The organism is Blautia sp. MSJ-36 (assembly GCF_018917985.1).
Lineage (GTDB): Bacteria > Bacillota > Clostridia > Lachnospirales > Lachnospiraceae > Blautia_A.
Window position 1 is genome coordinate 18,845 of sequence record NZ_JAHLPQ010000010.1, and the last position, 20,637, is coordinate 39,481.

Sequence of the window (20,637 nt, forward strand, 5' to 3'; positions counted from 1 at the left end):
CTAATCCCCTTTCTCAGATACTTTTTCTGATTTCCTGCTGCCTTCCCGGAAAGTTACCGGCTTTTTCTGGCGCCGGGTTTTTATTACAATGGAAGGGTACGATGGAACTCCGGCTTCACTCAGATCTTTTGGTCCCAGAAGTCTTGTAATAAAAAAAAGCCCGTTTCCGGATTCCCCAAGTTCTTCTACCTGAATACTGTACCCACCGCTCATCTGACGGCCATATCCCTTTACCAGGTACAGATCCTCCCCTGTTTCGTAGCTTAGCTGAAATTCTTTTTCCTTTTTTTCTTCCATGATCCTGGAAAGTTCTTCCGGGATATCCGAATGTTCCACTACCGTATAGGAAACCGGTTTTCGATCTTCTTCCTCAATCCGCACAAACCGGCATCCGGAAAGCAGAAAGGCTGTTATTACAGCAATCAGCACAAAAACTGATTTTTTCATAATTCCCTCTTTTATCAGCAGCCTGCATTACTCAGTATTTATTCTATGTAATCCGGGAAAGATTTATTGCAACTATCGGAAATTCTTCGTATAATGGTATCAGGATGCGAAGCTGCATCAAAATATAGAAAGGACAAAAGACATGATTCGATTTATACTTGTCTGTATCGTTGTCATCGCTTATCTGGTGCTGACGATCCCGGTTCTTCTGGTGGAATGGATCATCGGCAAGTTCTCTCCAATGACCAAGGATATCAGTTCCCTGCGTATGGTACAGGCCATATTTAAATTTATCCTGTGGATCACTGGTGCCAAAGTCACCGTCATCGGTGAAGAAAATGTTCCGAAAGATCAGGCCGTTCTCTATGTGGCAAACCACAGAAGTTATTTTGACATTCTGCTGACCTACAGCCGCTGCCCGATCCGTACCGGTTATGTTGCAAAAAAAGAAATGGAACGTTACCCTCTGCTTTCCAACTGGATGCGTAACCTCTACTGCCTCTTCCTTGACAGAGAAGACATCAAACAGGGACTGAAAACCATCCTTCAGGCGGCAGATTACGTAAAATCCGGCATTTCCGTATGCATTTTCCCGGAAGGAACCAGAAACAAAAATGCAGACGAAACCGATATGCTGCCATTTCATGACGGTAGTTTCAAGATCGCAACCAGAGCAAAAAGCCCGATCATTCCTGTTGCGATCAGCAATTCCGCCAATATCTGGGAAGCCAATTTTCCAAAGATGTCTCCTACACATGTGGTAATTGAATATGGCAAACCGATCATTCCATCTGAGCTTGACCGGGATACTCAGCGTCACCTGGGTGCGTATACTCAGAGCATTATTAAAGAAATGCTTATCAAAAACAAAGAGCTGGTGTGAGCAATGTTTCACACCAGCTTTTCTGATCTATACAGATTCTTTTTTATTTTTCAGGAACGTCTGTTCCCCCCCCCCAATTGTCGGGACGTTATCCATGTATTCTTTTTTTATGTCTTCAGACACGGATTTAAAGAACTGTTCTTTTGTTTTTTCGTAGCCGTCAAATTCTGAGGTAGCACTTCCCTTATCTTCAGTCTCCGTACGCTCTTCTGCCATTGAGATCATTTCTCCTTTCAGACGGCTCTGAATATCTTTCAGGCATTCCAGAAGAAGCGGATTGAAGGTACCGCACTCTCCATTCAGGATCATCTCAACAGCTTTCTCATGAGAATAAGCTTTCTTATATACACGTTCGCTGATCAGCGCATCGTATACATCAGCCAGTGCAACTACCTGGGCAGAAATCGGGATTTCTTCTCCCTTCAGGCCATCCGGATAGCCTTTTCCATCATAACGTTCGTGATGCCATCTGCAGATATCATGGGCAATCCGGACCAGCGGTTCGTTTTTATAATATTCCAGGCTCTCCAGCATGGAAGCACCAATAGCACTGTGTGTCTTAATCACCTCAAATTCTTCTTTGGTCAGTCTGCCCGGCTTATTCAGAATCTTATCATCAATACCGATCTTTCCGATATCATGAAGCGCAGACGCTGTAACAATCATTCTTCTTACGGAGCTGGACAGATCATACTGATCCGTTTTCTGTATCAGTCTCTCCAGAATCAGTTCTGTAATAATATTGATATGCAGAACATGGGCACCACTTTCACCATTTCTGAATTCTACAATCTGGCTTAAGATGCTGATCATCATACGGTTGTTCTTTTCTTTTTCATAAATCTGATCTGTAACAAGAACCAGCAGTCTTCTCTGTTTTGCATATAATGTAATGGTGTTGTAAACACGTTTGTATACAATCTGGGCATCAAATGGCTTTTTGATATAATCCGCAACTCCCAGATCAAAGGCACGTCTCACGTAGGAAACGGAATCTTCACCGGAAATCATGATAACCGGAATATCCTCAAGCCAGTTTCTTTCATTCATATAGCTCAGTACTCCAAATCCGTCCAGCACCGGCATAACAAGATCAAGAAGTACCAGAGAAATTCCTGTTTCATACTGTCTCAGGAGTTTAATGGCTTCCTCTCCGTTAGTCGCTTCCAGAATGTCATAATCTTCTTTCAGCATTTCGGACAGAATGCAGCGGTTCATCTCTGAATCATCTACAATCAGAATGGTCAGTTTTGTTTTATCCTGCAGTAAAATTTCCTGTGCACTGTTTCTTCCTACAATCTCATTTTCGCTGATAACAACCATATTTTTACGTTGTTTTGCACGATACATAAACTTGTCTGCACGAAGTACTGCTTCTCCCAGCTTTTCTCCGGTGGAAAGCACTCCACCGATACTTACTGACAGTTTCAGCTGAGAATATCCGGGAACTCTGGCTGCATGGACTTCTTCCTGAATCTCTTTCAGTTTTCTGGTAAAATTATCCACATTAATATCCGGAATCAGAAGAAGAAACTCATCTCCTCCGAAACGGACGACTTTATCTGTCTTACGCACATGCCGGTGAATAACTTCCACAACTGCTTTTAATGCTTTATCACCTGCATCATGTCCATAGGTGTCATTATAAAGCTTAAAATCATCCAGATCTACCATCGCCACTCCGGCCGAACTTTCCAGTTCTTTCACCTTATCCTCATAATATCTCCGGTTAAAAACACCTGTCAGCGCATCTTTATACAATTCATCCGCATATCCACTGAGCTCTGCGAGAAGATTCTCCCGGTCTTCCGAATCAATAATATCATCATCTTCCAGGTTGTTAATCATTTCCATGATGTATGGCTTCCCGTCAATATTCAGATATCTGGCAATTACCTGATAAACTTTGGAGTCTACGATTTCTATTTTTGTTTTCTGGCGTTTCTCCTTCAGTGCTTTTCTGGAAATACAGTTTATACACTGTTCACTCTTACCCCATACTGAATAGCACTGACATGGCGGTTCAATCCCCGCTCCGGTTTCCAGCGTTTCTCCATCCAGCAGGCGCACAATTGAGAAGACTTTTTCCAGCTGATTCTTCATTTCCTGTACTTCCTGCATTGTCATGATATCCTTTAACTCCATTTTTTTCCTTCACTTTATACGTTACTCTGATAATCATTTTTCTTCTTATTAACATGATAGCACTAATTATTTTTAAAGTATAGTGAGAAATAACAAAAAAACCATATCCATGTCTATTTTTCGACATGTGATATGGTTTTTACATTAATGTGCTCCTGCACCCAAAATCTTCTCTGCATTTTCAATCCGCTCTTTTGTTGGCGGATTAATCCCTTTCAGCGGATAATCAAGATGAAGGTTTTCCCACTTGAAGATTCCAAGTGTATGATATGGAAGAACTTCCACTCTATCAACAGTTTTCAGGGTTGCGATGAAATCAGCCAGGCGATGGAGATAATCGTCACGATCATTACGCTCCGGTACCAGCACGTGACGAATCCACATGGATACACCCATATCCGAAAGTTTCTGCGCCATGGCAAGGATATTTTTGTTGGTACATCCTGTGAGAATCTTATGCTGTTCCTCATCAATATGTTTGATATCCAGCATGACAAGATCTGTATATTTCATCAGCTCTTCCCATTTTTCATGCCATGGGCCCTCTTCTGTGTAAGGATTGCCGCTGGTATCAAGCGTTGTGTGGATTCCCTGTTTTTTGGCTTTCTTAAAAAGTTCAGTGAGGAAATCGATCTGTAACAGTGGCTCGCCTCCACTCACAGTAATACCGCCCTTACTTCCCCAGTAAGAGCGGTATCGACAGGCTTTTTCAAGCAGCTCATCTGCTGTGTACTCCGTTCCTGTTTTCATTTGCCAGGTGTCCGGATTGTGGCAGAACTGGCAGCGCATGGCACAGCCGCTCAAAAAAATCACATACCGGACTCCTGGTCCGTCAACAGAGCCGAAGCTCTCCAGTGAGTGGACGTAGCCAGTAATTTTTTTCTGGTCGTCCATATTTTTTATTACATCCTTTCGTGGCAGGTTCTTGCGATAACGTCAAGCTGCTGCTCTCTTGTAAGGTCGATGAACTTAACAGCATATCCGGAAACACGGATGGTGAAGTTTGCATACTCCTCTTTTTCCGGATGCTCCATAGCATCGATAAGTTTCTCTTTACCGAATACGTTTACATTGAGGTGATGTGCACCACGGTCAAAGTATCCGTCCAATACATTTACAAGGTTCTCTGTACGCTCTTCCTCAGAATGTCCAAGGGCATCCGGGTTGATTGTCTGAGTATTGGAGATTCCGTCAAGGGCATCCTCATAGTCAAGTTTTGCAACAGAGTTCAGGGAAGCAAGAAGTCCGTTCTGCTCTGCGCCGTAAGACGGGTTAGCTCCCGGTGCCAGAGGCTCGCCGGCTTTTCTTCCGTCCGGAAGAGATCCTGTAGCTTTACCATAAACAACGTTGGATGTGATGGTAAGGATGGATGTGGTTGGCTTGGAATCACGATAGGTATGGATATGTTTCAGTTTCTCAAGGAATGTGGAAAGCAGTGTTGTTGCGATCTCATCTGCTCTGTCATCATCGTTACCATAGCGTGGGAAGTCACCCTCAACCTGGAAGTCTGTTGTGATTCCGTCCTCGTCACGGATTGCTTTTACTTTTGCATATTTGATAGCGGAAAGGGAGTCTACTACATGTGAGAATCCGGCGATACCAGTTGCGAAAGAACGGTCAACCTTTGTATCGATGAGTGCCATTTCAGCTGCCTCATAGTAGTATTTATCATGCATGTAATGGATCATGTTCAGTGTTCCAACATACAGATGTGCAAGCCAGTCCATCATCTGATCGTATTTAGCGATTACTTCGTCATAGTTAAGGTACTCGGAAGTGATCGGCTGATACTGAGGTCCTACCTGCTGTTTTGTCTTCTCATCAACACCACCGTTGATCGCGTAAAGAAGGCATTTTGCAAGGTTTGCACGAGCGCCGAAGAACTGCATCTCTTTACCTGTCTCTGTAGCAGATACACAGCAGCAGATGCTGTAGTCATCGCCCCATACCGGACGCATAACATCATCGTTCTCGTACTGGATGGAACTTGTTGTAACAGAGATGTCTGCTGCATATTTCTTGAAGTTCTCAGGCAGTCTTGAAGAGTAGAGAACAGTAAGGTTCGGCTCCGGAGCCGGCCCCATGTCCTCAAGTGTATGAAGGAAACGGAAGTCGTTCTTTGTTACCATGGAACGTCCATCCTGTCCCATACCTGCTACTTCCAGTGTTGCCCATACCGGGTCTCCGGAGAAGAGCTGGTTGTAAGACGGGATACGAGCGAATTTTACCATACGGAATTTCATTACCATGTGGTCAACAAGCTCCTGTGCCTCTTTCTCTGTAAGAGTTCCGTTCTCAAGGTCTCTCTCAATGTAGATATCAAGGAATGTGGAGATACGTCCAACACTCATTGCAGCTCCGTTCTGAGTCTTGATTGCTGCAAGATAACCGAAGTACAGCCACTGGAATGCTTCTTTTGCATTCTTAGCCGGCTGGGAAATATCAAAGCCGTAGATCTGAGCCATTTCTTTCATCTTCTTCAGAGCGCGGATCTGATCTGCGATCTCCTCACGAAGCTGGAAGTCATAACGTCTCATACCCTGACGGTCGCATGCTGCGAAATCTTTCTCTTTACCGGCGATCAGGAAGTCGATTCCGTAAAGAGCTACTCGTCTGTAGTCACCTACGATACGTCCACGTCCGTAAGTATCCGGAAGTCCTGTAAGGATCTTGTTGTGACGTGCTCTCTTCATCTCCGGTGTGTAGATATCGAATACACCCTGGTTGTGTGTTTTGAACTCATAGTTGTTGAAAACATCTTTGATCTTGTCGCTTACATGGTATCCATAAGTCTCACATGCCTGCTCTGCCATTTTGATTCCGCCGTATGGCATGAAAGCACGTTTCAGAGGTTTGTCTGTCTGAAGACCTACAACCTGCTCAAGATCTTTCAGCTCCTCATCGATGTATCCAGGACCATATGCTGTGATACCTGTAACTACCTCTGTCTCCATATCAAGAACGCCGCCCTTGGCACGCTCCTCTTTCTGAAGCTCCTGAAGTTTGCCCCAGAGTTTATCAGTTGCCTCTGTCGGCTCTTCCAGGAAAGAAGCGTCTCCGTCATATGGTGTGTAGTTCATGCTGATGAAGTTACGAACGTCGATTTTCTCTTTCCAACGATCGCCTTTGAATCCGTTCCACTGCTCGAAATTAACTTTTGCCAATTTGTTGCACATCCTTTCTCTGTTCTGTTTCGATGATTATTCGTTCACTGCCCGCGCAGTTAGTAATATATAACATTTCTCATGACGACCATAAGATACCAGATTCAGATTTTAAAGTCAACAGATTGGAAGTATGTTTTTTATAATATACAAGGGATGGTATTATTGATAAAATTAATGATAAAATTGTACTAGATATTGTACATTGTCGGGCGTCTGACGTACGCACTTTCGCAGTGGGCGGAGTTCCCTTTCCGGGTGGGACGCTTTGGCTGCGGGCGTTTTTGCGAGGAGGGGAAGCATTCATAGTTGCGAAGGCCATTTCCCCTCCTCGCGCTCCTCCCCTCCGGCCACGCAGTTGTTCTGCGTTGTGGGAATGTGATTCTTTACTGACAAGAAGATGGATTCTGCTGTATTGGATATGAAACACTATGCCGATTTTAGCGAAGATGTGGACGGGAATGTGGCACTTACGTTCCTGTTCCCTGGGTGTGGAATGGGTGAATAGATGTGTAGGGTTTAATCTATAACTGACTTTTAAAGTATATCTTTTATATTTTCTGATTATTTGTATTGAAACACTTTTTTGATGGAGCTATAATGTAGAAAAAAGGAGCGTGATTTTTATGAGTACGGAAACTACGAAGGATACTCTTCCTTTTACCTGCACACCGGCTTATAACCGGGATGCCTGTAAGGGGTGTGTCTGTTCTACCTGTTATGAACAGGAATTTTGTGACCGGTGCAGCTCCTGTGTGGAGCAGGGACATCGGAAGGAGCGATGTAATGCTTATGAGGGGGCTTATAACTACTGAGCGTCTGAAGTAATTCTAACATTTCAGTCATTTATACACAACAGGTACAAAAAGGGAGATGCGAAAAAACTCAATCGAGTTTTTTCACATCCCCTTTTTAATATCTGTTTTATTCCTTTGTTTTTCCCTCCATAGTCTGCTGTTCATGATTATAAATCCAGCTGGGCGTCATACTTTCGCTTCCATCTCCGTATACAGAAACAGCAATGTACTTTCCGTCTTTCACATAATATCCAATTTCCAGTTTCAGATTCGCTGCCAGTGGTCCGCCTTGTTTCCGGCTTTCTCCTATCTGAATATCGGCATTGCTGATATCAAAGGTAGTCTGTGTAAAATTGCCTTCCGAACCATATTCCATCGTTACGCTGTCCTCATCAGATTCTGTAAGGACTCCGTTTATATATATGATTTCCGATTCTGGTTCGTCGGCAGCACTGCTCTCAGAAGAGGAGGTCTCTTTATTATTCGGGGACTGTCCACATCCCGGAAGACCTGCCAGCAATATCCCAAGCATTATGAATCATGCTGTCATTCTTTTGTATCTCATTTTTCTCTTTCCCCTGTTGTAAATGATGATTTTCCTTTGATTCTGCCCTCCCTGTTAATAATCCTCAGAAGTTTCCTCTTCCTCGTCTATATAATCTGCATCCCCGGATTCTTCATACTCCTGCGTATCCTCTTCTGCCTGGGTATTTCTCTGTTCCATATTATACAGCTGACTGGGTGAAAAATATTCTGTCCCATCGCTGTATACATAAGTAGCAATGTTCACTCCATCTTTCACATAATAATTTACATCTACATTAAGGCTTGTTCTAAGACCACTGACTCCGATCACTTCATCTACCTGAATATCCAGCTCTGCACTGCTGATGTCAAAAGTCATTTCATAGAAATCTCCATCAGAGCCTGTCTCTATTGTCATGGTAGAGTCATCGTTATATCTTACATTTCCGCTGACGGACTTCATTTCATAATTATAAACCCAGCTTGGAGTCATACTTTCACTTCCGTCTCCATATACAGAAACAGCAATGTAATCTCCATTCTCCACATAATATCCAATTTTAAGATTCAGATTTGCCGCTAAAGGTCCCCCCTGTTTCTTGTTTTCGCCTATCTGAATATCCGCATTACTGATATCAAAAGTTGTCTGATTAAAATCCCCGTCAGATCCATACTCGATTGTTACACTGTCCTCATCGGAATCTGTTAAAACTCCGTTTATATATGTAATTTCTTTTTCCGCTTCTGAAGATGTGTTTCCTGTATTGCCGGACTGAGACCCTGAGCCTGTCTGCGCAGCTGCTTTCGTAGGTTTTGGTGCTGCTGTGGCTTTTGGAGTTGGCGTAGCTGTATCCTTCGGTGCTGCTGTGGCCGCCGCCTTGGTCGGTTCCGAAGCAGATGTTCCTCCATTCCCCTCTGTCAGTCCGCATCCGGAAAAACACGTTGCTGCTATTCCCAATGCCATAAATACTGCTGTCAATTTCTTGTAGTTCATTTTCTCTTCCTCCTGACATAATATTTTTCTTTCATTATACGCCTTTAACTTATCCATTTTGCAGAAACTGTCAAAATCACGTCTCTTATTGGAATAATTTCCTTTTTTTCTTTTTTATTTATTTTTATTTTATACCTGCAAATTCATATTTTGTAAAACTTACCTTCCTGATATTCTGCTTTTATAAGCTTGTCCGATATGATAAAATATTGATAAGATAAAAAAAGTACCAGGATCGGTTTTCCCGAAACTGGTACTTTTTTCAGAGAAAGTATTCTCCGCATCATATTTTTTTAAATTACAATACTTTGGAAAGAAACTCCTTTGTACGTTCCTCCCCTGGATTGCCAAAGAGTTCTTTCGGCTTTCTGTCTTCAAGGATCACTCCGTCGTCCATAAAAAGCACTCTGTCGCTGACTTCTCTTGCAAATCCCATCTCATGGGTAACAACCAGCATGGTCATGCCTTCTTTTGCAAGCTCTTTCATAACCTCAAGAACCTCCCCGACCATTTCCGGGTCAAGGGCTGATGTTGGTTCATCGAACAGCAGCACCTGCGGATTCATTGCCAGGGCTCTTGCGATGGCAACCCTCTGCTTCTGTCCGCCGGAAAGCTTCCCGGGATGGACATCTGCTTTTTCTTCAAGGCCGACTCTTTTCAGAAGAGCCCTTGCTTTCTGGTCCGCCTCTGCCGCATTCCATTTGCCAAGGCGTACCGGTGCAAGAGTGATATTTTTCAGTACTGTCATATTTGGAAACAGGTTAAAATGCTGAAAAACCATTCCCACATTTTCCCTGAATTTATCTACATCCAGCTTTGGATCCAGAATCTGCTGTCCGTTTACGGTGATCTCGCCTTCCTCCGGTTTTTCCAGAAGATTCAGGCAGCGCAGAAACGTAGATTTTCCGGAGCCGGACGGACCGATGATACAGATACACTCACCTTTATTTACATGAGTTGTGATTCCTTTTAATACATGTACATCCCCGAAGGACTTTTTCAGATTTTTAACATCAATCACTTTCTCTCAGTCTCCTTTCAAATCTCCTCAGAAGAATGCTCAGACACTTCACGATCAGGTAATACATGATACCTGCAACGATCAGCGGAATGAACATCTGATAGGTACGGGAAGAAACATAGCTTGCCGCTTTTGTCAGATCCATGATCCCCACATAACCAAGAATAGACGTCTCTTTGATCAGCTGGATAAACTCATTACCCATTGCCGGAAGGATTGTTTTTACTGCCTGCGGAATGATAATAAAACGCATAGTATCTTTATATCCCAGGCCAAGAGAACGGCCTGCTTCGCTCTGACCTTTATCTACAGATAAAATACCTCCGCGGATAACCTCGGAAACATACGCACCACTGTTGATACCGAAGCTGACCACTGCTGCCACATATCCCAGGCGGCTGTGGAATACTGCAAAATAAATGATCATCAGCTGAAGAACGGACGGTGTTCCCCGGATCACGTCAACATAAATATCCGCGATCGTAGAAAGAATGGTTCTTCTGCCTTTTTTCGCAGCTCCAAGACGTACCAGAGCCACCACAAGACCGATCAGAATACCTACGATCACAGACAGAAGGGAAACGATCAGTGTAATTCCAAGACCGTTGATATAAAATTTCCAGCGATTATCCTGAAGGAAAATAAAGCTTAAAAGTCCCAGGAAGCCATCGGTTGCAGCTACATCAGTCACATCCTCACTGCTTTCTACCGTATCTACGAAATACTGCTGGTAAAGATCATCATAAACACCGGACTTTTTAACCTTTGCAAGTCCGTCATTGATGATCTGAACAAGCTCTGTGTTTCCTTTTTCAATACAGAAAACAGTGTCCTCTGCTGTACTTGGCACAGATTCATACTGCAGATCCGAATTCTGTTTGCAGTAGATCTCAGCCATGATATTATCGATCAGGACTGCATCTGCACCGCCGTTTTTCAGCTCCATTACTGCACTGGAGGCGTTTTTAAATCGTTTCACTTTTGCATCTTTTACTTCGCCATAATCCGTTGTCTCACCGGATGCGATCATATCGCTCTGGGCACCTTCCAGAACTGCAACAGTTTTTCCGGACATCTCCTCAAAATCTTTGATCGGATTATCCTTACGGCTGATGATGCACTGGGTACCGGTGTAATAAACATCGGAAAAATCCACGCTCTTTTTTCGATCCTCTGTAGGTCCGATTCCGGCAGCGATCACCTGCACGTCTCCGACTTCCATGGAACCCATCAGTGAATCAAAAGGCATGTCCTTCCATACCAGCTTTACATTTTCTTCTTTGGCGATGGCCTCCAGAAGATCGTAGTCAAATCCTGTGATATTTCCATCATCATCCAGGTATTCAAACGGTGAATACTCTGCATTTGTTCCCACAATGATGGTCTGCTGCTCTGCTGCTTTTACTGCCACCGCACTGCTGAAATATACCGGCAGAGCCATGATCATGCACATTACAAAACAGATAAGCGCTCTGCTTTTTCCATAGCGTCTCATTGTTTTCCCCTCCTGTTATTCATATTTTTTTCCGTATCCGAAAGCACCTTCCATACCGCAGATCCCTGCCGCAAAAGCAGCTGCTTCCGCAAGGCTTTCACGGATCGCTGTTTCCCTGTCCACGCCGGCTTTGGTTTTTCCGATATATCCGGTAAGAAAAGAAGCAATAAGGGAATCTCCTGCACCGAGAGTGTCTTTTACTTCTGCAAGCGGAGCTGCCGCCTGGGCAAAAAACTTCTCACCATCATAAAGGATACATCCTTTTGCACCTCTGGAAGCCATGGCAAGTTCCGGACCCATGGAGATGATTTTTTTCAGATGGGCTTCTGCTTCCTCATCGGTTCCATCAAAAGAACAGAACGCATAGGTAACATCCGGTGCTGTTTTTTCATAATACTCTTCTGTGGAATCATCCGAAAAATCGAAGGAAACCGGGATTCCGGCCTCTTTGATCTTGTGGAGTTCATTCTCTGTAAAAGAATAATTTCCACTGTGTACCACGTCAAAACCTTTCATGTATTCCAGGTCAAACCGATCCAGAACATATGGTGTTTTTCCGCGGATGCCGCCTTCATTAAAATCCAGGAACTGACGGTCTCCGTCTTTTAACGTGATCCTGGAATAGCCATTCTCGCCGTGCAGCTATTTACACTTTACCGTTTCCACGCCGATTTTTCCCAGTGTATCCATGATCAGCTCTGCTCTGTCATCATCTCCGAAATATCCCATATATGCTGTTTTTTCACAACCGGCCATTTTTCCGTAGACACTGACATTTACACAGTTTCCACCTGGATACATGGTTTTCAGATGATCATAGATATCCACAACATTGTCTCCAAAACCAAGGAGTTTTGCACTGTATCTGCTCATTTTTCCCCTTTCTCTGTGCCGAGGCACTGCAACATTCTTAATATTCCACAACTCCCATATATCTTCTCATATCCAGCGGATGGCGGCGTTTATCCTGCAGCGCAGTACGGTAAACCGTTGTCATGGTGTAGAAGAGCATTGGTGTAAAATATTCCACGCAGCTGTCATCGATCGCTGCCATGCCAAGTTTATCTGCATCGATCACTTCGTATTTTTTTCCATATTTCTCAAGAAAAGTCAGAACTCGCTCATCCATCATACGATTTCTTCCGCGACTCATCATCAGAATGTACAGATGATCCTCGTCTGTCACCTCAAAGGGTCCGTGGAAATATTCTGCGCTGTTCAGATATCCGCAGTCCATCCACTGCATTTCCTGAAGAGAGCAGATGGCAAAACCGTATGCCTGAGAATAGGATGCTCCGGATGCCATGATATAAAGATTCGGTTCCTCAGAGTATTTTTCTGCAAAAAGCCATGCTGCATTCTGCTGATCTTTAACTGCTTCTGCAATGATCTCATCGATCTTGTCAAAACCTTCCGCAATCTTGTCATAGAGCCCATAACCCGGCTCCTGTATCTTCATAAGTTCATTAAGAAGACGGAGAACGATTCCCTGTGGCTTCTCTGCCTCTTTTACTCCCGGTGCCCAGTCGTATACAATGGAAATCCACTCATCGGTATCGCAGGCAGATCCCGGTGCATGTGTCATGGTCACAACGGCTGCGCCTGCTTCCATTCCCGCTTTTGCGGCTTCCAGACATTCCTTTGTTTTTCCGCTGTGTGAGCAGATGACCAGAAGGCTGTCTTTTCCAAGCTTCCTGGGCGGTGTCAGGGCAAACTCCCTTGCCGGGATCCACTGTGCATCCATCACTGCTGATTCCGCACGCAGGAAATAATATCCCGAATATAAATCTACCAGAGAGCCTCCGCATGCAAGAAAATACACGTTTTTGATCGTTCCATGCTCTTTGCTGATCTTATTTGCAATTTTTACTGCGTCCATTTTTTATCCTCCTGTTTTGAGATGTTCCATCTGAAAATCCTAAAAATCCTTTGAAAATTCAGGATCTGAAAGATTTTCCGGCTTTGTTTTTTCCTCTTTTGCTTTTACGGTTTACCTTTTTAAAGAATATAACATATTATAACGTTATAGTAAAGAGTGTATTCATTATTTATGAGTAATTATTCATCCCTATACATTGTTACTGTTCACTCTGTGACCGGCAGCATACCCCGCTATGCTCTTCATCCTGCTGGACAAACCCAGTTATACTATAGTAAAATACTGGTTATGAATACATCAGAAAGGACATTTTCATGTTAAATAAAAATTCAATCCAGCCGCTTTACAAGCAGCTTATGGATATTATTACCGGCCAGTTAAAAAATGGCACATATAAGCCTGGAGAGAAAATCCCCACAGAGCCGGAACTGGCTGAGCTTTACCAGGTCAGCAGAATCACAGTGCGGCGTACTGTAGAGGAACTTTGTACCCAGGGATATCTTGTCAAGCATCAGGGAAAAGGAACTTTCGTAAAATCCCCTATGATCTTCCGGAAATTTGAATCTCAGAAAAATATGAGTTTTTCTGAATCCTGCCGTCAAAGCGGTCGTGTTCCCGGTTCCCATGTACTGGCTTTCTGCAGGAAGTCTTCAGACAGTCTGACCTCTGATTTCCTCCAGCTCGCTCCTGATGAAGAAGTTTTCTTCCTGGAAAGGCTTCTCCTGGCTGACGGAATTCCCATTATCGATGTGCACACCTGGCTGCCAGTCCGGCTCTTTCCGGATTTTGATCCCAAGGCTGTGGAAAACGGATCTTTTTTTGAATATCTGAAATCTGCTTACAGCTATTCCATCGCTGATTCCAGCAGAAGCACCGTTTCAGTCACTACCGCATCCGCAGACATGGCCCAGACTTTAAGCCTTGCACCGGGGGACCCTGTGATGATCCTGGATTCCTATATGCAAAGTCCGGACGGAGCTCCCCTATACATCAGCCGGGAATACATTGCCGGCTCACGCTATACAATATCTTTCTGACAAAATGAGCAGCACAACCTGGCCCCACCATCAACACATTTCGCCCACCACTCTCAGGGAACAGGCCCGCAAGTGGGCCTCCTTCCCGTCCACAACCACCAATAGACACAACCTCCCATCCCCAACACCCCCGAATCCCACATCCCGTCAGTGCATTTACGCCCACCACAACGCTGAACAACTGCGTGGCCAGGAGGGGAAGAGCGCGAGAAGGGGAGACGGCCTTCGCTAACTCCGAGTGCTTCCCCTTCTCGCAAATTACCGCCTTCCAAAAGGCAGAACCTTTATCAAAAAAATCATAAAAAACAAATTCCCACATAAAAAGAGACCATCGAACGTCAATACGTCCAACAGTCTCTAAAAAAGAAAAATCCCTTTTATTTATTTTTAACTTTTTCAAGCATCTCCTCAGCTCTCTCAACATCCGTCTTCTCATCCTTAGGAAGAACGATGTTCAAGATAATCGCAAACACCGCCGCCGGAACAATACCGGAACCGCCGAAGATCAGGCTGATGGCCTGCGGCAGATGTGCAAGGATCGCTGTATTGGAACCAAGTCCATAACCAAGACCCAGCGCAACAGAAACGATGGTAACATTTCTCGGTCCAACCGGCCATTTGGTGATCAGCTGGATACCACTGACAACGATCGATGAGAACATCATAACAGCAGCGCCGCCCAGAACACTCTGCGGCATGATAGAGATCAGCGCCGCAAGTTTCGGGAATAATCCGCAGGCGATCAGGAAGATTCCTCCTGTAGCGATACAGAAACGGTTTACAACCTTATTCATGGCAACCAGACCAACGTTCTGGCTGAATGAAGTATTCGGCAGTACACCGAACAGTGCCGCAAAGGAAGAACCAAGACCGTCACACATAACACCACCGGAAAGCTCTTTATCGGTAGCCTCTCTTCCAAGACCACCCTCTGTGATTCCGGAAATATCACCGACAGTTTCCACTGCAGTTACAATAAACATAATGAGGATCGGCACGATCGCACGTGCGTCAAATACCCATTTCACAGGCATAAGTGCCGGTACTGCAAACCATTTCGCCTGAGCAACTTTATCCCAGTTCAGGACCCAGGCCTTTGTAGCCTCCACAGTAGCACCTGTGTCATCTACATATGTAAATGTTGTGGGAAGTACCACAGCCATGATACTTACCAGAATATATCCCACAATAATACCGATGAGGATTGAAGAAAAGCTTGTAAATCCTTTTGTACCATGTTTCAGCGCAATGATCACGATCAGAACCACAAAACCTACGAAAAGGTTTTCCAGAGAACCGTAATCCTTTGCGGAGCTTCCGCCTCCAAAGGAGCTGATTCCCACACCGATCAGTGAAAGACCAATTGAAAGTACAACGGTACCGGTTACAACAGACGGGAAAAATTTTCTCAAAGGTTTCAGAAAGCTTCCCAGAACCGTCTCAAAAAGACCGCCGATAAAACATGCTGCCATGATCGCGCCGTAGGCTACGACACCATTTCCCATAACTCCGGCAACACTCTGACATACGCCGATGAAGCCTGAACTTGTTCCCATAACGATAGGAAGCTTGCCACCGACCGGTCCGATCGTAAAGACCTGTACAAGTGTAACAATTCCTGCGATCAGCATTGCATTCTGAAGTAATGCAACCTGAAGATCCCCTCCTGCTTCGATCCCGCAGGCTGCCGTAATGATCAGAAGCGGGGTAAGATTACCCACAAACATGGCAAGCACGTGCTGCAGTCCAAGGGGAATTGCCACCTTAAGAGGTGGGCGTCCGTCCAGCTCATAAGGGCTGGCTATGTTTTTCTCCTGTTTTTCCATAATGAATCCATCCTTTCTTTCCCTATGTCCTGACGATAACATAAAAAAGAAGGCAGTTATACCCACTGCTGAATATAACCGCCCTGTTATCTGTCAGTACACGTATCGTGTCTCTTCTGTTTCGACACTCTTATCTGAACTGTTATTTCAGACTCCTGAAAAACGGGTTCATTATACAGTATCCCACCATCTATATCAAGTGTTAATTAACAAGTTGTTGATTTTTTTGCAGCTTTTTTCGCCTGGCTCTCACTCCAGAGCTCATCTGCCTGTTTCTTCCATACCTCTGCATAGTGATCACACTTTGCACAGAGATGCTCAGCTGTTTCCGGAGACTGAAGATCTGTAGATTTCGCTCCTGCACGTTCAACCATCTTGCGGAGAAGCTCCGGATTCTCAAGCATAGGACATGGACGAAGCATGTTCTTGTTGAACGGCTGTCCCTTGTGATACTCCATAAAGATCGGGCTCTTCAGCGCCTCAAGGAGTGTACATTCTTTAATGTTCGCATTGGAGAAATGAATGAATACACAAGGATCCACATCTCCGTTTGCATTGATATGAAGGTAACGGCGGCCACCTGCGATACATCCGCCTACATACTCTGCATCATTCTGGAAGTCCATAGTGAAGAGAGATTTTGTGGCACGGAATTTACGTACGCTGTCGTACATTTTGATTCTCTGCTCCGGTGTCGGAAGAAGATCTGCTGCCGCATCATTTCCAACTGGCATGTAATGGAAGAACCATGCAAAATAAGCTCCGCACTCGATCAGATGATCGAAGTACTCCTCGCTGCTTACTGCATCTACGTTTGCAGATGTGTAGCATGTGGAAACACCGAACGGAAGTCCGTGGCTCTTAAGAAGCTCCATGGCATGCATAACCTTCTGGTATACGCCATCTCCACGTCGTCCGTCTGTAGTTGCCTCTGTTCCCTCAAGGCTGATAGCCGGAACAAAGTTTTTCACACGGAGCATTTCCTGACAGAATTCTTCGTCAATAAGAGTTCCGTTTGTGAAGGAAAGGAACTCGCAGTCCGGATTCATCTCACAGATCTTAATGAGATCCTTTTTGCGGACCAGTGGCTCACCGCCTGTATAGATGTACATATAGGTTCCCAATTCTTTACCCTGTTTTACGATAGAATCGATAGTCTCAAGATCCAGGTTCAGCTTGTGGCCATACTCTGCTGCCCAGCATCCTGTGCAGTGAAGGTTACATGCGCTGGTAGGATCAAGAAGGATTGCCCACGGTACATTGCAGTCATTCTCTTCGGATACTTTTTCCTGTGTTGCGCTTCCCTTAAGGCTGGCATTTACAATAAAGTTACGGAAGAATGTCTGGCGTACTCCCGCATCCAGCTGATACATACGAAGGATCAGCTGATACCAGTTGTCCTTTGCCTCGATGGAATGACGGATGGCGTTTCTCTGTCCTGCATACCAGCCATCCGGTGTTACTTTATCAACCATTTCCATGATCTTCGGTATATTTGTCTCCGGATCCTTCTCAAGATAATCCAGTGCTTTTGTTACGGTAGCTGCGATCGCTGCCTGTTTTGCTTTGTCTACGATTCCCATAATTATTTCCTCCTGTGTTATTATCTAAAGTGATCAGTTATTTTTATGTTTATGTTTAAAGTCGACTCTTGATGATCTTGATCGTCAGGATTCCGACCCATAGGTTGAGGATTCCTTCCAGTAAAATGGAAAAGCCTACCAACGCCATCATCGTGGCTGCTGCTTCAAATGGTCTGATAAAAACCAGAACTCCGATCACTCCGGTGACCAGTGCGATCAGCAGGATCTGCCACCACAGTGCCAGACCGAATCTCTTCGCATCTACAGACATCTGGATCTTAAACAGGGCATCTGCCAGGATCAGGATTCCGAACACGGAAAAAATAAGATCCACTGCGAAATTTTTTTTGGCTATCATGATCACTCCCACTGCCATCAGCAGGATCCCGAAAGCCAGATCGAACTGAAATGCCAGACAGAAAGCATCTCTCGTGAAATAGCCGCTGATCTTAATAGCTCCGTACAGGATCAGCATGATTCCCATGAGCACGCACAGCATTTTTACAGAGCTTTTGGGCCTTACCATCAGAAAAATACCCAGCACGCAGAACAGTAATGACATGATGATGTAGATGTTTTTTACAAGCTTTAGCTGTTTCAGGTCATCCATACGTTCCCTCCTTGATAATTTTTTCTCATTTATTGTACTGAATTATATATCACCGTGTCGTTTAAAAAAACAGACAAAAAAGAGCCGGTGCCTAAATTTCAGACACCAGCTCAAAATTAACCGTTTCTATATCTCCATGTCTCAGAGAATTCCTGATCCACAGCATTATTATTAAGATCAAAACTTTTCTTTCAGCGTTCTGTATTGATTCTCAAGGCTTTTCTCATAAATATGCTCCAGCTTATGCATATCTGATAGGATATCATAATCCATATCATGACGCAGCCAGTCCAGGATCACTCCCACAAATACACATTTATAATACCGGCTTACAAGATGCTTATCTTCCTGATCCATCTCAAAGTCTCCAACCGCCCTGTTGATCAACTCCTCCACCACACGCTCTGCGGCATGGTCCAGATAATCGGCAAATACATCCCTCTGGATCGAGCGGTACAGATGTATCATGGCTTTTTTGTTCTTCTGAACTGCATTGACAAGGATTTCCATGCAGTCACTGACTGATTCCGGCGCTTTCTGATCCTTCAGAATGTCATTCAGCTCTTCCCTTACCATTGCTTCCACTGCATCCGGAATATCCCTGAAATGATAGTAAAATGTATTCCTGTTTACTCCACAGCGTTCCACGATGTCCTTTACTGTAATCTTGGACAATGGCTTTTCGTTCATAAGTTCCGTCAGTGTATGCAGTATGATCTGTCTTGTAAAACCTGGCATTTCCTCTCCCCCATCACAAGCTTTCCTCGGGTTATTTCCTTATTATGTCATAAAAATAACATACTTTCAAGCAACAACATGTTCGAAAATGTCCATAAATCCCCAAAGATCTTTCTCCCGATAACTGTCCCATGACCTGGCTGAACAAGGTTTTGTCAAATCTCTTCTTTCTGTTCCTGCACTTTTTTCTCTGGCTGAACGTGAACGATTCCCTCCACAACGGTATGGTTTCTGACCTGATCTACCACAATGTCCAGGTTTTTCCAGCTGCACCGGAACTGTTCTCCGTCCTCCGGTACACGTTCCAGGACTCCGCAGACAAACCCGCTGAAGGTATCATATTTTTCTACAGGAAGCTCCTCATTTATGGCCTCTGCCACATCATCCAGGATCGCTCCTCCCTGTATTTTCCAGATATGTTCTCCTGTCTTCTCAATATCATCCGGCTTCGGCAGATCCGTCCTGTCGTCAATATCTCCCACCAGTGTCTCCACCAGATCGTGCAGAGTAACGATTCCCACGAAACAGCCGTATTCATCCAGCACCACTGCAAAATAATCCCGTTTCTCCCTCATTTCCCGGAAGATCAGGTTGGCACGCATGGACTCCGGTACGAAAAACGGCGGATAACAGGCATGCTGTAAAACTGCTTCTCTGGATCTGTCATCCAGTCGAAAATAATCTCTGGTGTCCAGAATATGGATAATATCATCCTGGTCTTCCCCACATACCGGATAAAAGGTGTGACGGTTTTCCCTGATGATCCTTTCCCATTCCTCATCGGAATCTTCCATATAGAGGACAACCACATCTCTTCTATGTGTACAGATCTCATCTGCTGCAGTATCATCCAGGTCAAAAACATTCTGGATCATCTCGCTTTCTTCCTGCTGGATGCTGCCTTGTTCATTTCCCTCTGTAAGCAACATACGGATCTCTTCCTCTGTGGCCTGCTCCTCTTTTTCTTCCGGTTTGATCCCCATCAGATACAGCACACCATTGGCAGTTACTGTCAGAAGTGCGGTAGCCGGCCAGACTGCGATCATCGCGATCTTAAGAAGTCCTGCCAGACGCAGAGACAGCTCATCCGGATTTTTCATTCCCAGACGTCTTGGCACCAGTTCCCCAAACAGGAGACTTACATAGGAAAGCAGTATGGTCACGATGATCATGCATACGATCTTCAGAACATTTTGTGGTACATCTATCCCTGCCTTTATCAGCGCCGCAGTCATGGGCTGTGCAAAATATTCCGCCGCAAAAGCGCTCTGCAGAAATCCTGCCGTAGTTACCGTTATACGGATCGCCGTCATAAAATGTGCCGGCTGTTCTGTGAGCTTTATCAAAATCTGCGCCCGGTGATCTCCCTCTTCTGCCATCTCTTTCATCTTCGGTTCATTCATGGACAGAACCGCAATCTCCGCGCCTGCAAATACAGAGTTCAGAAAGATCAGGAACACCAGTAAAATAATTGCCTGTATCATCTTTTTATT

Annotated in this window: 19 protein-coding genes; 3 read left to right on the plus strand and 16 right to left on the minus strand. The window is 44.6% G+C overall.

Features of this window, described 5'->3' with window-relative positions:
* A complete protein-coding gene (locus tag KQI39_RS09020) occupies positions 1 to 447 on the minus strand; it encodes a protease complex subunit PrcB family protein (RefSeq protein WP_147603124.1) in 447 nt (148 codons plus the stop codon).
* Between the two features lie 142 nt (positions 448 to 589).
* Here KQI39_RS09020 and KQI39_RS09025 point away from each other — a divergent pair, with 142 nt between their 5' ends.
* Complete coding sequence (locus KQI39_RS09025; RefSeq protein WP_147603123.1) at positions 590 to 1,330, plus strand: lysophospholipid acyltransferase family protein; 741 nt, start codon at positions 590 to 592, stop codon at positions 1,328 to 1,330.
* A gap of 27 nt (positions 1,331 to 1,357) precedes the next feature.
* On the opposite strand, the gene KQI39_RS09030 is transcribed toward KQI39_RS09025, so the two are convergent.
* The 3 genes from KQI39_RS09030 to pflB all read right to left on the minus strand — a co-directional run bounded on the left by KQI39_RS09030 (position 1,358) and on the right by pflB (position 6,639).
* Entirely contained in the window at positions 1,358 to 3,475 is a 2,118-nt protein-coding gene (locus KQI39_RS09030) for a diguanylate cyclase (RefSeq protein WP_216417924.1), read from the minus strand.
* 144 nt (positions 3,476 to 3,619) lie between these two features.
* Complete coding sequence (pflA, locus tag KQI39_RS09035; protein WP_147603121.1) at positions 3,620 to 4,369, minus strand: pyruvate formate-lyase-activating protein; 750 nt, start codon at positions 4,367 to 4,369, stop codon at positions 3,620 to 3,622.
* Between the two features lie 8 nt (positions 4,370 to 4,377).
* Positions 4,378 to 6,639, minus strand: a complete 2,262-nt coding sequence (gene pflB / locus KQI39_RS09040; RefSeq protein WP_253293128.1) for a formate C-acetyltransferase — start codon at positions 6,637 to 6,639, stop codon at positions 4,378 to 4,380.
* Positions 6,640 to 7,265: 626 nt separating this feature from the next.
* On the opposite strand from pflB, the gene KQI39_RS09045 reads away from it, so the two are divergent.
* On the plus strand, positions 7,266 to 7,454 hold the full coding sequence (locus KQI39_RS09045; RefSeq protein WP_110103587.1) for a hypothetical protein: 189 nt from the start codon (positions 7,266 to 7,268) through the stop codon (positions 7,452 to 7,454).
* Positions 7,455 to 7,563: 109 nt separating this feature from the next.
* On the opposite strand, the gene KQI39_RS09050 is transcribed toward KQI39_RS09045, so the two are convergent.
* The 7 genes from KQI39_RS09050 to KQI39_RS09075 all read right to left on the minus strand — a co-directional run bounded on the left by KQI39_RS09050 (position 7,564) and on the right by KQI39_RS09075 (position 13,350).
* Positions 7,564 to 7,968: a hypothetical protein gene (locus KQI39_RS09050; RefSeq protein WP_117849435.1), complete on the minus strand. Its 405-nt coding sequence runs from the start codon at positions 7,966 to 7,968 to the stop codon at positions 7,564 to 7,566.
* A gap of 87 nt (positions 7,969 to 8,055) precedes the next feature.
* Positions 8,056 to 8,955 (minus strand): hypothetical protein, encoded by a 900-nt coding sequence (locus KQI39_RS09055; protein WP_161285678.1) that lies wholly within the window; start codon positions 8,953 to 8,955, stop codon positions 8,056 to 8,058.
* A 298-nt stretch (positions 8,956 to 9,253) separates the two neighbouring features.
* Positions 9,254 to 9,976 carry an amino acid ABC transporter ATP-binding protein gene (locus KQI39_RS09060; protein WP_148446260.1) on the minus strand — a complete coding sequence of 241 codons (723 nt, stop codon included), beginning with the start codon at positions 9,974 to 9,976 and terminating at the stop codon, positions 9,254 to 9,256.
* Positions 9,969 to 11,471, minus strand: coding sequence for an ABC transporter permease subunit (locus KQI39_RS09065; RefSeq protein WP_216417928.1), 1,503 nt, complete (start codon positions 11,469 to 11,471; stop codon positions 9,969 to 9,971). Before KQI39_RS09065 ends, KQI39_RS09060 begins: the two co-directional genes overlap by 8 nt.
* A 15-nt stretch (positions 11,472 to 11,486) precedes the next feature.
* Positions 11,487 to 12,113, minus strand: a complete 627-nt coding sequence (locus tag KQI39_RS17355) for a PfkB family carbohydrate kinase (RefSeq protein ID WP_330654024.1) — start codon at positions 12,111 to 12,113, stop codon at positions 11,487 to 11,489.
* Positions 12,114 to 12,344, minus strand: a complete 231-nt coding sequence (locus KQI39_RS17360) for a hypothetical protein (protein ID WP_253293130.1) — start codon at positions 12,342 to 12,344, stop codon at positions 12,114 to 12,116. It lies immediately after the preceding gene.
* A 37-nt stretch (positions 12,345 to 12,381) separates the two neighbouring features.
* The gene (locus tag KQI39_RS09075) at positions 12,382 to 13,350 is read right to left on the minus strand and encodes an SIS domain-containing protein (RefSeq protein ID WP_216417929.1); all 969 of its coding nucleotides are present in this window, start codon (positions 13,348 to 13,350) and stop codon (positions 12,382 to 12,384) included.
* A 314-nt stretch (positions 13,351 to 13,664) separates the two neighbouring features.
* Between KQI39_RS09075 and KQI39_RS09080 the strand changes: the two genes are divergently transcribed.
* Entirely contained in the window at positions 13,665 to 14,387 is a 723-nt protein-coding gene (locus KQI39_RS09080) for a GntR family transcriptional regulator (protein WP_216417931.1), read from the plus strand.
* 377 nt (positions 14,388 to 14,764) lie between these two features.
* On the opposite strand, the gene KQI39_RS09085 is transcribed toward KQI39_RS09080, so the two are convergent.
* The 5 genes from KQI39_RS09085 to KQI39_RS09105 form a co-directional block, all read right to left on the minus strand.
* The gene (locus tag KQI39_RS09085) at positions 14,765 to 16,213 is read right to left on the minus strand and encodes a uracil-xanthine permease family protein (RefSeq protein ID WP_216417933.1); all 1,449 of its coding nucleotides are present in this window, start codon (positions 16,211 to 16,213) and stop codon (positions 14,765 to 14,767) included.
* Positions 16,214 to 16,419: 206 nt separating this feature from the next.
* The gene (locus tag KQI39_RS09090; protein ID WP_216417935.1) at positions 16,420 to 17,796 is read right to left on the minus strand and encodes a radical SAM protein; all 1,377 of its coding nucleotides are present in this window, start codon (positions 17,794 to 17,796) and stop codon (positions 16,420 to 16,422) included.
* A 55-nt stretch (positions 17,797 to 17,851) separates the two neighbouring features.
* Positions 17,852 to 18,406: an HdeD family acid-resistance protein gene (locus KQI39_RS09095; protein WP_216417937.1), complete on the minus strand. Its 555-nt coding sequence runs from the start codon at positions 18,404 to 18,406 to the stop codon at positions 17,852 to 17,854.
* Between the two features lie 177 nt (positions 18,407 to 18,583).
* Positions 18,584 to 19,144 (minus strand): TetR/AcrR family transcriptional regulator C-terminal domain-containing protein, encoded by a 561-nt coding sequence (locus tag KQI39_RS09100; protein ID WP_216417939.1) that lies wholly within the window; start codon positions 19,142 to 19,144, stop codon positions 18,584 to 18,586.
* 155 nt (positions 19,145 to 19,299) lie between these two features.
* Complete coding sequence (locus tag KQI39_RS09105) at positions 19,300 to 20,628, minus strand: hemolysin family protein (RefSeq protein ID WP_253293131.1); 1,329 nt, start codon at positions 20,626 to 20,628, stop codon at positions 19,300 to 19,302.
* Positions 20,629 to 20,637 lie beyond the last annotated feature (9 nt).